A 14,963-nucleotide genomic window follows, 5' to 3' on the forward strand; every position below is an offset into this window, starting at 1 on the left:
AGGCCGACATGGCGACCCCGGCAGGACTCGAACCTGCAACCTATCCCTTAGGAGGGGATTGCTCTATCCTGTTGAGCCACGGGGCCGCGCGGGTCCTTTCTCACCGGAACGGCCCCGGCTTGCAAGCCCGCATACGCTTGGACTCTCCCATGGCCTGCGTTTATCTAGGCCGACCAGCCCAGGCAGGAGCGCCGCGCCCGTGACCATCTCCGACCCGCCCCGACCGCGCAGACCGCTCACGCTCCGCGACGTGTCCGAGGCCTCGGGCGTCAGCGAGATGACCGTCAGCCGGGTTCTGCGCGACAGCGGCGACGTTTCGGCCAAGACCCGCGCGCGCGTGCTCGAGGCGGCCAAGCGGCTGGGCTACGTGCCCAACAAGATCGCCGGCGGGCTGGCCAGCCAGCGCGTGAACCTCGTCGGCGTCATCATCCCCTCGCTGTCGAACATGGTCTTCCCCGAGGTGCTGTCCGGCATCAACGAGGTGCTGGAGGACACGCCGCTGCAACCCGTGTTCGGCCTGTCGCGCTACGATCCGGCGCACGAGGAGAAGGTTCTGTTCGAGATGCTGTCCTGGCGGCCCTCGGGCATGATCGTGACCGGGCTGGAGCATTCCGACGCGTCGCGGGCAATGCTGAGGGCCGCGGGCATCCCGGTGGTCGAGATCATGGATCTCGACGGCGAACCGATCGAGTCGGTCGTCGGCATCTCGCATCGCCGCGCCGGCGGCGAGATGGCACGCACGATCGCCGCCGCGGGCTATCGGCGGATCGGGTTCCTGGGCACCAAGATGCCCCTGGACCATCGCGCGCGAAAGCGGTTCGAGGGCTTCACCGGGGCGCTGGCGCGGGCCGGCATCGAGGTCGCGGATCACGAGTTCTACGCCGGCGGGTCGGGGCTGAAGACCGGGCGCGAGATGACGCGGGCGCTGCTCGACCGCTGCCCCGACCTCGACTTCCTGTATTATTCCAACGACATGATCGCGGCCGGCGGCCTGCTCTACTGCATGGAACGCGGCATCGACGTCCCCGGCCAGGTCGGTCTGGCCGGCTTCAACGGGATAGAGTTGCTGAACGGCCTTCCGCTCCGGCCCGCGACGATGGACATCCAGCGCCGCGAGATCGGCCACCGCGCGGCACGCATCATCGCGACCTGCGTCGAGCAGGGGCTGACCGGCGCGGGCACGCGGGTGGCGCTGACACCCCGGATCGACCCCGGCGACACCCTGCGCCCGGCCGCCGCCCCGCGCGGTGGACAAGCCCCCGCCGATCATGTTTAACCGCGCCGACCCGTCGCCCCGCCCGGCGCCCCGATGAGGCCCAGAATGCCCACCGTCTCGATCGTGATCCCGATGAAGAACGAGTCCGAGAACGTCGCGGTCCTGCTGGACGAGATCGCCGCGGCCTGCGACGCGCTGGACAGCCACGAGGTGATCGTGGTCGATGACGGGTCTACCGACGATACCGCCGCGAAGGTCACCGCGCGGATGGCCGCGGACCCGGCGCTGCGCCTGGTGCGCCACGCCACCTCGGGCGGGCAGAGCGCGGCGGTGCACAGCGGCGTGCTGGCGGCCCGCGCGCCGGTGATCTGCACGCTGGACGGCGACGGCCAGAACCCGCCCGCGGAACTGCCCAAGCTCTGGGCGCCGCTGATCGCCGACACGACCGGGCGGCTGGGTCTGGTCGCGGGCCAGCGGGTGCGCCGGCAGGACACGCTGTCGAAACGCTGGGCCTCGCGCTTCGCCAACGGGCTCCGGTCCTGGCTCCTGAAGGACGGCACCCGCGACACCGGCTGCGGGCTCAAGGGCTTCCGCCGGGACGCATTCCTGCGGCTTCCCTATTTCGACCACATGCACCGCTATCTGCCGGCGCTGTTCAAGCGCGACGGCTGGGAGGTGGCGCTGGTCGATGTCGCGCATCGCGGCCGCCACGCGGGCACGTCGAAATACAACAACCTCCAGCGCGCGCTGGTCGGCCTGCATGACCTGATCGGCGTCGCCTGGCTGATCAGGCGGCGCAAGAAGGCCAGCGCGACCGATGCGGGGGCGGCCGATGTCGGCTGAGGCGCTGTTCCGCCTGCTGCACGTGGCCAACTGGACCGAGTTCTGGTGGGTCGTCATCGGGCTGGGCGGGCAGTTGATGTTCACCGCGCGCTTCCTCGTCCAGTGGATCGCTTCGGAACGGGCGCGCAATTCGGTGGTACCACTGGCATTCTGGTATTTCTCTCTCGCGGGTGGCGCGATCCTGTTCGCCTATGCGGTCTACCGCAAGGACCCGGTCTTCATCCTCGGCCAGTCCATGGGGCTGTTCATCTATTCCCGGAATCTCTGGCTGATCCATGCCCACCGCCGCCGCGCCTGAGCGCCGGGGCTGGCTGATCCCCGCGGCGGCGGCGGTCCTCGCGATCACCGCGGCGCGGGTGGGACTGTTGTGGTTCAACCGGATGGACCTCTTCGTCGACGAGGCCCAGTACTGGCTGTGGGGGCAGGAGCTTGCCTTCGGCTACTACTCCAAACCGCCGATGATCGCCTGGGTGATCCGCGCCGTGACCGACCTGGCGGGCAGCGATGCGCCATTCTGGGTGCGGCTGCCCGCGCCGCTCTTTCACGGCGCGACGGCGCTGATCCTCGGCTGGATCGCGGCGCGGCTCTGGGGTGCGCGGGCGGCGGTCTGGGTGGCGCTCGGCTATGTCACGCTGCCGCTGGTCGCGGTGGGCTCGATCCTGGTCTCGACCGACACGATCATGTTCCCCGTCCTCGCCCTGGCGCTGGGCTTCTGGCTGATCGTGCTGGAGCGCGGCGGGCGCGGCTGGGCCATCGCGGCCGGCGCGGCGCTGGGGCTGGCCTTCCTCTCGAAATATGCGGCGATCTACTATGTGATCTGCGCCGCGCTCGCCGCGCTGATCCTGCCCGCCGCACGGCCCAGGGCGAGCGCAGCGCTCGCCGCGCTGGCGGCCTTCGCGCTGGTGATATCGCCGAACGTGGTCTGGAACATCGCCAACGGGCTGACCACGGTCCAGCACACGCTCGACAATGCCGACTGGGTGCGCGACCCGGCAACGCGCGCGGGCCTGAACCTCGCCGGGCTGGCCGAGTTCCTGGCCAGCCAGTTCGCCGTGTTCGGCCCGGTGCTGTTCGCGGCGCTTGTGGCGATGCTGCTCCGCGCCCGCCAAGCTGACCCGTCGCAACGGCTCATGCTGGTGTTCTCCCTGCCGATCCTCGTGATCGTATCGGCCCAGGCCCTGCTGTCGGGCGCCTATGCAAACTGGGCCGCGGCGGCCTACCTTGCCGGCACGCTCGGCGTCCTGCCCTGGCTGTCATCGCGCTGGCGGGTTGCCTCCTTCGCCGTGAACGGAACTGTGGCGCTGGCCCTGCCCGTGCTCGGCGTTTTCGCCGACACGTCACTGCCGGGGGGGCGCCTGCCCCTGGAACGATATGTCGGCCTGGACGAGATGACCGCCGAGATCGTCGCCACCGCACGCGGCAGCGGCCATGGCATCGTCGTCGCCGAGGACCGCGACCTTCTGGCGGATGTCTTCTACAGCGGCCGCGAGTCGGGCCTGACGTTCCACGCGGTCCCGCCCAAGGGCCGCGCCCCGCATCACTACGCACTGAAATACCCGCTGCCCGAGGACCTCGCCGGCGAAGTCCTGTTCGCCACCTTCGGCGCCGCCCCGGCCTGCGCCCCCGGCGCTGCACCGATCGCCACGATCGCCCCCCAGCGGGGGGCCTATCGCGGCGACCGGGTGTCTCTCTACGCGGTGCCCGCCGGGTGCTGGGCAGGCACGCGCTGAGGCCGGCTCAGCCGTAGACCAGCCGCGGCAGCCAGATGATGACCTCCGGGAACAGCATGCAGACCGCCAGCCCGACCACCTGCAGGAACAGGAACGGCAGCGCCGCCTTGAAGATGTCGGTCATCGGGATTTCCGCCGGCGCCACGCCGCGCAGGTAGAACAGCGCATAGCCGAAGGGCGGCGACAGGAAGCTCATCTGCATGTTCACGAGGTAGAGCACCCCGAACCACAGCACCAGATCGCCCGGGTCGGACAGCCCGAAGGCCTGCGCGCCCAGCGCCTTGATGACCGGCACGAAGATCGGCACGCAGAGGAGCAGGATGCCCACCCAGTCGAGGAACATCCCCAGCACCACCAGGAGAATCTGCATCAGGATGAGAATCCCCCACGGCCCCAGACCCGTCGCCGCCAGGCTGTCCTGCACGAATTGCTGGCCACCTTCGAGCACGTAGAGCCCGACGAAGATCGTCGCGCCGAACATGATCCAGATGACCATCGCCGAGGCTTTCAAGGTGGTCACGCAGGCCTCGCTGACGGTGTACCAGTCGAGCTTGCGGTGGATCGCCGCCACGATGAACGCGCCGAAGGTGCCGATGCCCGCGGCCTCCACCGGGGTCGCGACCCCGGTGAAGATCACACCCAGAACGATCACGATGAGCGCGATGGGCGCGGACATGTTGCCGAGCAGGCGGACCTTCTCGCGCCCCGAGATGCGTTCCTCCACCGGGATCGGCGGCCCGAGTTGCGGGTTCAGATAGCTGCGGACGGTGACATAGAGGATGTAGAGCCCCGACAGCATCAGGCCGGGGATCACCGCTCCGATGAACAGCTCGCCCACCGACTGTTCGGCGACGACCGCATAGATGATGGCGAGGATCGAGGGCGGGATCAGGATGCCGAGCGTCCCGCCGGCCATGATCGAGCCCATCGCGATCTTGGGGTCGTAGTGCCGCTTGAGCATCGCCGGGAGCGCGATGATGCCCATCGTCACCACCGCCGCGCCGATCACGCCGACCATCGCGGCAAGGATCGTCGAGGCGATGATCGTGGCGGACGCAAGCCCCCCCTTCACCGAGCCCAGAACCTTGTAGATCACGTCGAACATGTCGTTGATGATGCCCGCGCGTTCCAGCATCGCCGCCATGAAGATGAAGAGCGGAATCGCCGAGAGCTGATAGTTCGTCATCAGCGGGAAGATGCGGCTTGGCACGATGTTCAGCGCCTGTGCGTCACCCAGGATGAACAGGAACACGCAGGCCAGCCCCCCGGTGACGAAGGCCAGAGGCAGCCCCGCCATCAGCAGCACCAGCAGGCTGCCGAACATTATGAGCGTGAGCCACTCGATACCGATTTCAAGACCCATGGATCACGCCCCCTGCCGGATGGCGCGGATGTCCTTGCCGAACTTCGAGATGCCTTGCAGCACCAGCAGAAGACCGCCCATCACCATCACCCATTTCATCGGCCACAAGGGCACTTCCCATTCGTTGAAGCTGATCTCGCCCCAGCGGATCGCCGGATCGGTCCATTGATCGAGGCTCAGGCTGCCCAGCATCTCGATCAGCGTCAGGTCGCTGCGCGCCCAGTCGGAGATCACCGAGTTGCCCGAAGGCACCGCGATCGCGTCCATCGCGAAGATCCACGAGGTCACCAGAAGCGTGCCCGCGAAGATGAAGAAGAAGACCGAGGTGAACAGGTCCACCCATGCCTTCCTCCGCCGCGACAGCGGCGCGTAGAACACGTCCACCCGCACATGGGTTTCGGTCAGCATCGCGTAGGTGCCCGCGATCAGGTATTGCATGCCGAACATCAGGTACATCGCCTCGTGCGCCCAGTTCGTGGGGCTGTTGAACACGTAGCGGGCGATGACCTCGTAATAGTAGACGAAGACGGCGATCACCGCCCAGTAGGCGACGAACTCGCCGCAGAACAGCGACAGCCGGTCGATCCAGTTCGTGGCATATTCGCGGTCGTGCTTGGGGCCTTCCTCGGCCTCGATCGCCTCCAGCGCCAGTTCGGCTTCCGTCTTGCGCTCGTCGGGCAGGTTGGCGTTGGCCTTGCGCACCATGAAGGGCAAGAGCACCGCGTCGATGGCCAGAAGTGCCAGGATCAGATAGAACGCCCGCCCGGCCCAGTTCGACCAGCCCTGCCGCGCCTCGGCCGCCGCGTCGCGCTGCGGCCCGAACTCCTCTATCGCGGCGCGGGCCTCGACCAGCCGCCGCTCGCCGGTCTCGATGGTCTCCTGCGCGCGCTCCAGCCGCCGCTCGGCGCTGCGCAGCGCGAAACTGCCTTCTTCGGCCCCGGCCACCTCGGCCTCGAGCGCGGGCAGGCTTTCGCGGGCCTCGGCGATCCTTGGCTCCTCGCGGGCCAGCGTCCGCTCGGCCACCCGCATCTGGTTGGCCATGTCGGACAGGACCGACCGCGCGTCCTGCTCCTGGCCGTTGGCATAGAGGATGAACACGAAGATCGGGATGTAGACCAGCCCGACAAGGTTCTTCAGGTAGAAGCGGTGCAGGCCGATGATCCCGCCGGTGACGAGGATCAGGTAGCCCAGCGCCGAGGAATAGCGGCGCTGCGCGGGCCGCGGGCGGCGCGCCAGCACCATGGCGACGATCGGAAACACGATCAGGCCGACCCAGTAGAGCCAGTGCGGCAGCGTAAAGCTGAGACCAGGCATTGCGGAGTCCTGTTGTCGAGAGGTCGAAAATGCCGCCCGGAACGCGTGAGATGCGCGCCCCGGGCGGCCGGTCTGGTGTCGCGGAGTCAGGCCGCGATCAGATGTCGAGGTCCAGCCCCTCGACCTGCTCGGGCGTGACGTAGCCCAGCGAGCCGGACATCATGTAGTCGAGCTGGATCTTGAACACGCGCGCCGCGTTCGGATCGCGGTTGGCGTATTTGAACCAGATCGGCACCGCGACCTCGGTCAGCAGTTCGACGTCGTCCTGGGTCAGGCGCGTGACCTCGGTGCCGTCGGCCTCGAACTTGGCCCAGGCCTCCTGGTCGGCAGCCTGGATCGCGGCGTGGTGCATGTCCGAATAGGTGTGCGTCTCCATCTCGACGAATTGCTGCATCTCGGGGCTCAGCGCGTCCCAGGCCTGCTGGCGCACGGTGATATCCATCAGGTCGACCGGCTGGTAGACCGACATGAAGCCCGGAGGGCCCATCGAGATGTAGTCGGTCACCTGGCTGAAGCCCAGCGCGTAGTTGACCGCCGGGCCGACGTAGTCCGCCACGTCGATGGTGCCCTTTTCCAGCGCCGGGAAGATCTCGGACCCGGGCAGAACCGTGGTTTCCGCCCCGATCTCGGTGAACACCTCGGCCACCATGCCGCCCGGCAGGCGCATCTTGCGGCCGCGGAAATCGTCGATCGAGCGGATCGGCACCTTGGAGTGGATGATGTTCGGCCCGTGATGCACGGGGCCGACGTAATGCATGCCCTGCTGGGCAAACAGCTCGCGCGCGATGTCGATGCCGCCGAGCCCGTAGAAGAACACGTCGAACTCGTGCGGGTTGCGCAGGCCCAGCGGATAGCTGGTCAGGAAGGTCGCGGCCGGCACGATGCCCTGGGCGTAGATCGTGAACGGGTTGATCGCGTCCAGCACGCCGTTCTTCACCGCGTCGTAAAGCTGGAAGTCGCCCACCACGTCATTCGCGCCGAAGGGCTGGAAGGCCAGCTCGCCGCCGGTCTTCTCCTGGATCGTGGCGCACCAGTCCTTGAAGATCTGCAGGCCGGCCCCGCCCGGCCACGAAGTCTGGATCTTCCAGGTGGTGCCGTTGGCCTGGGCACCCGCGATATGCGGCGCGGCCAGGGTCGCCGCGCCAGCCCCGGCCAGGGTGCGAATGGCGTTCCGGCGCGTTGTTCTTGTATCGGTCATGTTATCCTCCCAAGTGATGCAGGCCCCCGCCCGCGGTCGCATACTAGGCGCAGCCGCCGAAATTGGTAAAGGAACTTTTCCAAATGCAGAGGTCGGGCAAGGGGTCAACGTCGCGCTTGCCTTGGCCGTGCCACTCGGGGCAGACCCGTCTGGCCCGCGGCGTAGGACAGCAACAGGGTCGAGAAAGATGAAGGCAATGGCGACGGAACGCGCCGAGACACCGCAGGAGATGCACCTGTCCGCCGCGCGGCCGGTCAGCCATGTGCTCGACAAGGTCGCGCAGGCGGCCGAGGGCGAGGCAATGCGCCTGCGCGAACTGATCGAGGCGCTGGGGGCGGCCTCGTTCCTGCCGCTGATGATGGTGCCCGCGCTTGCCGTGGTGTCGCCGCTGAGCGGCATTCCCGGCTTCTCCAGCCTGTGCGGGCTGACCATCGGCCTCTTCGCCGCGCAGATGATCACGCGGCGGCGCCATGTCTGGGCGCCCCGATGGCTGATGCATCGCGAGATCTCGACCCCGAAGGCCCGCCGCGCCGTCGCGTGGCTGCGCCGTCCCGCGCGGTGGCTGGAACGCACCGCCCGCCCGCGTCTCGGCGCGCTGGTGCGCCCGCCTTTCTCCATCCTGCCGGAACTCGCCTGCCTCGTGGCCGGACTCGCCATGCCGTTTCTCGAACTCTTCCCGTTCTCCTCGTCGCTTCTGGGGCTTTCGGTGGTGGTGTTGAGCGTGGCGATGCTGACCCGCGACGGGCTGCTCGCCCTCGTCGGCATGGCCCCCTTCGCCGGGGCGGTCGCCCTCGTGGTCGCACTGGTCGGCTGACTGGCGCGGACGTCGCTCTTCTAGCCGTCGCCTTCGCCCCGCAGGAGAAGCGACGCAAGTTCGAAGTCGAGCAGGGTATCTATGTCGACCGATCTCTCCGCGGGCATCAAACACGCCCGCGTTTCCTCCGTTACAAACCGGCCTTCCTGCCTGAACCACGCCACGTCCACCACATAAACGGCGCCGTTGATGTGGTATGCGGGCGGCCGATCCTGGCGTCGGCCCGAACTGGCGGGAGGCTCGAGCAAGCGCTGCAGACGGTTGTCCGGGCGGAGTGCGAAGGCCGAGTAGGGGGACTTGGAGGCTTCCGTGACCGTGACGACCGACGGAGCGCCCGTTCCCACGCTTGCCTCGAGACACATGTCGATGTCCTGCGCCCTGCGCAGGGGCGATGTCGGTTGCAGCAAGACGAGCAGGTCGTAATCCCCGGCGAGGCGGTCGAGCGCGTCCAGGACCACCGGCGCGGACCCGGTCTCGTCCGTCGCCAATTCCGCCGGGCGCACGAACGGCGCTTCGGCGCCGGCTTGCACCGCTGCCGCGATGATTTCGCCAGAGTCCGACGAGATCACGATACGGTCGATGTAGCCGGACGCTTTCGCGGCCTCGACGGTCCACGCGACCAACGGGCGGCCCTGCAAGGGGCGCACGTTCTTTCCGGGAAGACCTTTGGAACCTCCGCGCGCGGTGACGAGGGCGAGAACCTTCTTTCCGGCGATCATTCCGCGGCCGTCCCCGGTGCTCTGCCACGCCGTGACGCATCCGAACGGAGGGATCGGGCCTTCCGGCTTCCAAGGACGCCCCCTGAACGATCACCCATCGCGATCACCTCATACCGTTGTGGCAATGCCCGCGCCGGGGCCGAGCGGACTCCGTCGCCTGCAGGAGGAGGCACCCGGAAACGCGGCCCCCCGCTCCGCGCGGTTTCGTCGTCACGGCTTCCGGCCGGAGATGACCCACTCGCGCACCTCGCGAGAGCCGTTTCGATCGCTGCGGATGACATAGTCCACCGAAAGCCCTTCGAAACCGGAATAGAGGTCCTCGATTTCATCTTCGGCGGTCAGTCGCACGACGCCATACCCCTTGTTGAAGGGGCCATCCGGGATTTCCAGGTAGGTGTTGCGCTCGCCTTCGAGGCGCCGACCGGTGGCCTCGCCGGACGTCCCGGTCATGAAGGTCTTCGAGAAGAACAGCCCCCCCGGCTTCAGCACCCGGCGCGCCTCGGCGACAATGCGGCGCGAATCCGCATAGGTGTTGGCATAGATGCATTCGATGTCCAGAACGCAATCGAACGCGCCCTCCGGGTATGGAAGGGCCATGGCGTCCCCCCGGTCCAGGCGGGCTGCCAACCCCCGCGCGGCCAGACGCTCCGCGGCACGATCCAGGGCAACCCGGCTGCCGTCCAGACCCGTCGCATCGAAACCTTCCTGGGCCAGGAACATCAGGTTTGCGCCCGCCCCGCAGCCGAGTTCCAGCACCTTGACCGCGTTGCGCTCGGGCGCGTCGAAATAGGTCCTGCCGATGAAGCGCACGAGCTCTTCGGGGGGATAGCTGCCCCAGTTCTTCGTGCGGAAGACATCGTCCCAGCCTGGGTCCCACATGCTCAATGATACCTGTACTTGAGGAAGCGCTGTCCGAAACGCTCTGCGGCGTCGGGGTGTTCTTCGGCCCACCAATCGCACACGCGGCGATAGGTTTCGTCGTCCGCCAGGTACTTGCCATACTGGAACACGGCACGTTCGGGGGAATACCCGGCCTTGAACTTCAAGAGACTGTCCTTGGGGTCCGGGGTGCGGCCGCCGCCGAAATGGAGCTTCTCCCAGGGGCCGCCCAGCAGATCCATGGCCACGGCGTGCCGCAGCATGTTGTTGGGAACGAGGGCATTGAATGCCGCCAGGCTCGAGGACAGATGGTAATGTGCCCAGCGCCGCGACAAAAGGATCAAGGCACCGCCAAGAAGGCGCCCTTCATGCCGGGCCAGATACACTCTGAACGCCTCTTGCCCCAGATCGGCCATGCGCAGGAAATAGTCCTCGCCGAAGAAGTAGCCTTCGTCGGCGCCAAGCTCCACCATGTGGTCTTCGTACACCGCCGCAAAGGTGCGCAGGGCCTCGGTGTCGCTCCGCGCGACCACCTCGACGCCAGCCTTCTGCCCCTTGCGTACCTTGTTTCGGGTCTGGCCGGAATATTCGGCCCAAACCTCTTCCGGCGACTTGTCCAGGCTCAGGACAACCGTCTCGCGATCCCGAACAACCTCGACGAACGCATCTGGACAGAAACGACCATTCTCAAGCAGCGGATGCAGGCGCATGAAGCCGCAGACGACGTTGCGGTCACGACTGACGTCGCCCAACGCGCGCCATGCCTCGGCCAGAAAATCCGGCGCGCTGCATGTGGCCAGCGGCCCACCATAGCCGTAGGGCGTTTCGAAGTCATAGGCGGGACGGCTGAGGGCGGGGCAATCGATTTGCCGCACCAGCCAGGGCATGAAGAACAGTTCCCCGTCGGCCTCGTAGAGAAAGGCCTCGGGGTGCTCGTCCGGGCCGAGGTGAAGCGCGGCGTAAGAGGCCCGAAAGTAGACATCGTCCAGGCCGACGCGCTCGAAGGCTGACAGGGCGTTCGTCCAATCGCGCGGATCGGTCACTACACGCCCGCTCACCTCAAGTCCTCCCAATGCAGCGGCTCATCCTCCTGAAGATCGCGATTGACGGCGAACCCCAGGCAGGTGTCCAGATGCTCGGGCGCTATGCCGCCACCGGGCCGCTTGCAGGTCAGCATCCCTTGATCCAGCCTGGTGCCGGCAGGGATCGCGTGGGCTGCCACCACGCTGCGCCGGATGCCATCGGAATTCGCAAGCTCGCTGGGTGTCGGCGTCTTCACCCCATCGCCCAGCATCGTCCGCACCTTTCGGATCGAACCGATCAGATGCGCCATTTCGTCGGCAGTCATCGAGGCGTTGTGGTCCGGTCCGGACGGTTTTCTGTCCAGCGTGAAGTGCTTTTCGATGACGCTTGCGCCCATGGCCGTCGCCGCAATGGCCGCCTCCGGCCCGAGGGAATGATCGGACAGACCGACCGGCAGGCCGAACGCGTCGCGCAAGGTTTCCATCGCGCGGAGATTCATCTCGGCGTCCGGCGCCGGGTATTCCGAGGTGCAATGCAGGATCGTGATGTCCGTGGCACCGCCTTCACGCAACGCCGCGAGGGCCTTGTCGACCTCCCCAAGGGTCGACAGGCCCGTGGACAGTATGACGGGCAGGCGCTTGGCGCCGATGGCGTGCAAGAAAGACAGATGGGTGATTTCAGTCGACCCCACCTTGATGACCGGAATACCGACCCGGTCGACCAGAAAATCCAGGCTCTGGAACCCGTCCGGCGTGGACAGGAACGTGATGCCCAGCGCGTCGGCCCGCTCCTTCAGTCCGAAGTGGGCGTCATACGGAAGCGCGAGCCGGGCCGACAGCTCGTAGCGGCTTTCGGCGGCCTCCGTCGACGCCTGCATGTAGCCGACCTTGTCGGTGAAACGCCCCGTTATCTCGCCCGGAAGCCATGTCTGGAACTTGACGATATCGGCACCGGCATGGGCCGCGGCCTCCACAAGCCGCATGGCCGCCGCGGGGTCCCCGTCATGATTGACGCCGGCCTCGGCGATGAAAAGCGGCATGCCGCGCGGCGCAAACCGGGCGAGAGCGGAAGAGAGGTCGCTCATGGATTCACCTTCCCGAAGGCTTCATCAAGTTGGAAGTCGACGTCATGAAAGCGCTTGGCGGCCAAACGGTCCAGCGGGCAGCTGCGCAAGACTGCCAGGATGCGCTCCGCGGCATGGCCATCACCGAAGGGGTTCTTCAGCCCGCGGATCGACGCCCGGAACCCGGACGACAGGATACGGTCGATTGCCTCTGCAATCGCTTCCCGCTCCGGGGCACAATCCACAACGCTGGCCGGACGAAGGCGCCCCTGCTGCCGCGCGCCCACATTGACCGTGCCGATCCCGAAACTCGGTGCCTCGATCAGCCCACTGGATGAATTGCCAACAACCCCGTCGACCAGCGACAAGGCCCCGAGATAGAGGCGGCGCCCCAGCGACTCATGGCAGCTCGCCCGATCCGAATGCCTTGAAACGAAGGCGGAAATCCTCTCGCGGATCAGGTTGTTCTCCGGGTCCGCATTGGGCATGGTGAAAATCACGCGCACATCCGAACGACGCTCAAGCGCCGCCAGAATCTCCTCGATCTGGCACTCGGACGGCACGCGATCGAGTGTCGCCGGGTGGAACGTGACCATGAGGGCGCGTCGGTCAAGAACGATGCCGGTTGCCCGTTCAAATTCCATCCGGTCGGGACGGGGATCGTTGAGGATCGCGTCGAGGCCCAGCGAGCCGACGACGAAAACCCGGCCAGGCTCCTCCCCCAGTTGCACGATGCGTTTCCCATAAGTCTCGGTGGACGTGAAATGCAGATGGGACATTTTCGTCAGGGAATGGCGGATGACGTCGTCCATTGTCCCTTCCGTCAACTGCCCCCCGGCAATATGCGCGACGGGCAGGCTTGCGGGAACTGCGGCGATTGCCGGGCACAGCATTTCAAAGCGATCGCCAAGGATCACAACGATGTCGGGGGCGAGACGGCAAAAGACAGCGGAAAAGCCCGCGATCCCCGTCGCAATGGCTCCGGCGATATCTTGAGCCCCGTCACCCCGTTGCGCCAAGTCCACGCGGGCGGCGACGGGGATGCCATCCGCCTGTATTTCGCGCTCGGTCGTCCCGTGGGCCGGCGACAGGTGGGTGCCGGTTACAACGAGTTGAAGCTCCAGGTCGGGATCGGCCTCGACCATTCGCAACAGGTTCGCCTGCAGGCCGTATTCGGCCCGCGATCCGGTCACGACCATTATGCGGCGCGGCGTCAAGCGTCCTCCCGATCATTCTGCCCATCACGAAAGTAGCCGGCGAGATCCAGTCTTTGGTCCAGGTAGCGATACTTGCCGATTCGCGTTTTCGGAAGGTCGTCCACCAGGGCGACATCGAGTGAAAAACCGCTGCCCAGTATCGCGCCCAGATGTGTCTGGATGTAACGACACCTTTCCTGGCCATCCGTCCCGGGCTCAACCTGAACCGACAATCGCAGCGCGCCCGGCTTGTCCTGAATCACCTTGAACTCCCGAATGCCTTTCCACTCCATATCGTTGTAGTTGAAGATCGCCGGCGCGAGCGGAACAAGGTTTCCGTTCAGATCGACGACGTAGTCCTGAATGCGCCCTTCGATGTCACTGATCATCGTGTAATTTCGTCCGCACGCGCATCCGGGAGCGCCACGAACCACGACATCTCCGGTACGGTAGCGGATGAAGGGAAAAACCGGGTTGTTGAAACCCGTCACGACCATTTCGCCTTTGCTGCCGACGGCCGTCAGCGGCGTTCCATCGGCCGCCAGGACCTCGACGACTCCCACCTGCGGCAAGAAATGCAGGCTGTTCGAGTGCGGACAGCTGATGCCGACCGCGGAGCCCTCGGTATGGCCGAATGTATTCACCAGCCGTGTTCCGAACGCAGTCTCGATCACCTGTCGCTGACCGTCCGTCAGGTATTCGCCATCGCAGAAGATCGCGTCGAGCCTTGTATTCAACGCCAGCCCCGTCTCCGCCATCGCGTGGGCCAACGGCAAGATCGAGGACGGGCGGGTATGAATGTAGCGAGGTGCGAACCCGTCGATAGCCGCGAGATAGGCCGGTGCCGTGTTACGCGTGACGTGATAGCACGACATGACAAGCTTGCGCTCGTCCACCACGCGCCAATAGGTTCCCTGGCCAACGAGGTCCTCGTCGATCTTGTCGCCGTAGATCCGCACCGATCGATGGGAAAAGATGTCGAGCCCGAAGACCCGCATGTAGTATTCGGTATTGGCCTTGTCCCGGGCGAAGAAATCGTCGTCCGAGTAAACGGTGAGCGGGGTGCCGGTGCTCCCGCCGGTCGTGCGGTATCTCAGGCTCTCCTTGGTCGTGTAGTCCGCAACGAACGCGTCGTAGTTGCTCTGGATAAGCGTCTTGTCGATCAGGGGGAAGCGACGGAGATCGTCGAGCGACCTGATGTCTTGCGCGCTGAAGCCGGCTTTCTTCATGTGGTCGCGATAGAACGGCACATGGCGTTCGACATGCTCGACGAGGTGCTGCAGGCGTCGCAGCTGGAAATCGAGCTGCTTCTCGGCACTCCAGAATTGGCTATGCTCCAGAAACCCAACGCGCTCGTCGAATACCGGTGAATGAAGAGGGTTCATTGTCGCTCAGAGTCCCGATCTACGGCATGTCTCCGTGACGCCATCGGCGCCGGCCAGGCAGTCTGGACGCCTGCCCGTGTCCCGGCGCCAGGCCCGAGCGACGGAACGACCTCCATACCCGTTCTCCGCGATGGTGCGTCAAGGCACCAACCTGGTCGTTTCGGCGGCTGGATCGCAAGGGCTCATGCGCAGGATCAAGCGGGCGAGCTTCGAGGTTTAC

At 66.2% G+C, this 14,963-nt stretch carries 14 protein-coding genes and 1 tRNA gene; 5 read left to right on the forward strand and 10 right to left on the reverse strand.

Annotation, left to right across the window (positions count from 1 at the left end; translation table 11 throughout):
• Positions 1-9 precede the first annotated feature (9 nt).
• Positions 10-86: transfer RNA gene (locus BUR28_RS12530), tRNA-Arg, on the reverse strand.
• A 113-nt stretch (positions 87-199) separates the two neighbouring features.
• Between BUR28_RS12530 and BUR28_RS12535 the strand changes: the two genes are divergently transcribed.
• From BUR28_RS12535 to BUR28_RS12550, 4 genes are read left to right on the forward strand one after another with little or no spacing between them, the layout of a single operon-like run.
• Entirely contained in the window at positions 200-1,276 is a 1,077-nt protein-coding gene (locus tag BUR28_RS12535) for a LacI family DNA-binding transcriptional regulator (protein ID WP_074220434.1), read from the forward strand.
• Between the two features lie 45 nt (positions 1,277-1,321).
• A complete protein-coding gene (locus BUR28_RS12540) occupies positions 1,322-2,059 on the forward strand; it encodes a glycosyltransferase family 2 protein (protein WP_217693525.1) in 738 nt (245 codons plus the stop codon).
• The gene (locus BUR28_RS12545) at positions 2,049-2,357 is read left to right on the forward strand and encodes a lipid-A-disaccharide synthase N-terminal domain-containing protein (protein ID WP_074221639.1); all 309 of its coding nucleotides are present in this window, start codon (positions 2,049-2,051) and stop codon (positions 2,355-2,357) included. The genes BUR28_RS12540 and BUR28_RS12545 overlap by 11 nt, the downstream gene beginning before the upstream one ends.
• On the forward strand, positions 2,335-3,789 hold the full coding sequence (locus BUR28_RS12550; protein ID WP_074220436.1) for an ArnT family glycosyltransferase: 1,455 nt from the start codon (positions 2,335-2,337) through the stop codon (positions 3,787-3,789). Before BUR28_RS12545 ends, BUR28_RS12550 begins: the two co-directional genes overlap by 23 nt.
• Positions 3,790-3,796: 7 nt before the next feature.
• Here BUR28_RS12550 and BUR28_RS12555 read toward each other — a convergent pair whose 3' ends face one another.
• The 3 genes from BUR28_RS12555 to dctP all read right to left on the reverse strand — a co-directional run bounded on the left by BUR28_RS12555 (position 3,797) and on the right by dctP (position 7,664).
• Positions 3,797-5,152, reverse strand: coding sequence for a TRAP transporter large permease (locus tag BUR28_RS12555; protein ID WP_074220437.1), 1,356 nt, complete (start codon positions 5,150-5,152; stop codon positions 3,797-3,799).
• A gap of 3 nt (positions 5,153-5,155) precedes the next feature.
• Positions 5,156-6,466, reverse strand: a complete 1,311-nt coding sequence (locus tag BUR28_RS20130; protein ID WP_074220438.1) for a TRAP transporter small permease subunit — start codon at positions 6,464-6,466, stop codon at positions 5,156-5,158.
• Positions 6,467-6,563: 97 nt separating this feature from the next.
• Complete coding sequence (gene dctP, locus BUR28_RS12565) at positions 6,564-7,664, reverse strand: TRAP transporter substrate-binding protein DctP (RefSeq protein WP_074220439.1); 1,101 nt, start codon at positions 7,662-7,664, stop codon at positions 6,564-6,566.
• A gap of 196 nt (positions 7,665-7,860) precedes the next feature.
• On the opposite strand from dctP, the gene BUR28_RS12570 reads away from it, so the two are divergent.
• On the forward strand, positions 7,861-8,478 hold the full coding sequence (locus BUR28_RS12570) for an exopolysaccharide biosynthesis protein (protein ID WP_254813744.1): 618 nt from the start codon (positions 7,861-7,863) through the stop codon (positions 8,476-8,478).
• Between the two features lie 20 nt (positions 8,479-8,498).
• Here the strand turns inward: BUR28_RS12570 and BUR28_RS12575 are convergent, their stop codons facing one another.
• The 6 genes from BUR28_RS12575 to BUR28_RS12600 form a co-directional block, all read right to left on the reverse strand.
• Positions 8,499-9,197, reverse strand: coding sequence for an acylneuraminate cytidylyltransferase family protein (locus BUR28_RS12575; RefSeq protein WP_074220440.1), 699 nt, complete (start codon positions 9,195-9,197; stop codon positions 8,499-8,501).
• A 210-nt stretch (positions 9,198-9,407) separates the two neighbouring features.
• Positions 9,408-10,076, reverse strand: a complete 669-nt coding sequence (locus tag BUR28_RS12580; protein WP_074220441.1) for a class I SAM-dependent methyltransferase — start codon at positions 10,074-10,076, stop codon at positions 9,408-9,410.
• A gap of 2 nt (positions 10,077-10,078) precedes the next feature.
• Positions 10,079-11,119 carry a GNAT family N-acetyltransferase gene (locus BUR28_RS12585; protein WP_074220442.1) on the reverse strand — a complete coding sequence of 347 codons (1,041 nt, stop codon included), beginning with the start codon at positions 11,117-11,119 and terminating at the stop codon, positions 10,079-10,081.
• An 11-nt stretch (positions 11,120-11,130) separates the two neighbouring features.
• Positions 11,131-12,183, reverse strand: a complete 1,053-nt coding sequence (locus BUR28_RS12590) for an N-acetylneuraminate synthase family protein (RefSeq protein ID WP_083626630.1) — start codon at positions 12,181-12,183, stop codon at positions 11,131-11,133.
• The gene (gene neuC, locus BUR28_RS12595) at positions 12,180-13,361 is read right to left on the reverse strand and encodes a UDP-N-acetylglucosamine 2-epimerase (protein WP_074220443.1); all 1,182 of its coding nucleotides are present in this window, start codon (positions 13,359-13,361) and stop codon (positions 12,180-12,182) included. The genes BUR28_RS12590 and neuC overlap by 4 nt, the downstream gene beginning before the upstream one ends.
• A gap of 14 nt (positions 13,362-13,375) precedes the next feature.
• Positions 13,376-14,587, reverse strand: a complete 1,212-nt coding sequence (locus BUR28_RS12600; RefSeq protein ID WP_175566947.1) for a phenylacetate--CoA ligase family protein — start codon at positions 14,585-14,587, stop codon at positions 13,376-13,378.
• Positions 14,588-14,963 lie beyond the last annotated feature (376 nt).

The organism is Rhodovulum sp. ES.010 (genome assembly GCF_900142935.1).
Taxonomy (GTDB): Bacteria; Pseudomonadota; Alphaproteobacteria; order Rhodobacterales; family Rhodobacteraceae; genus Rhodovulum.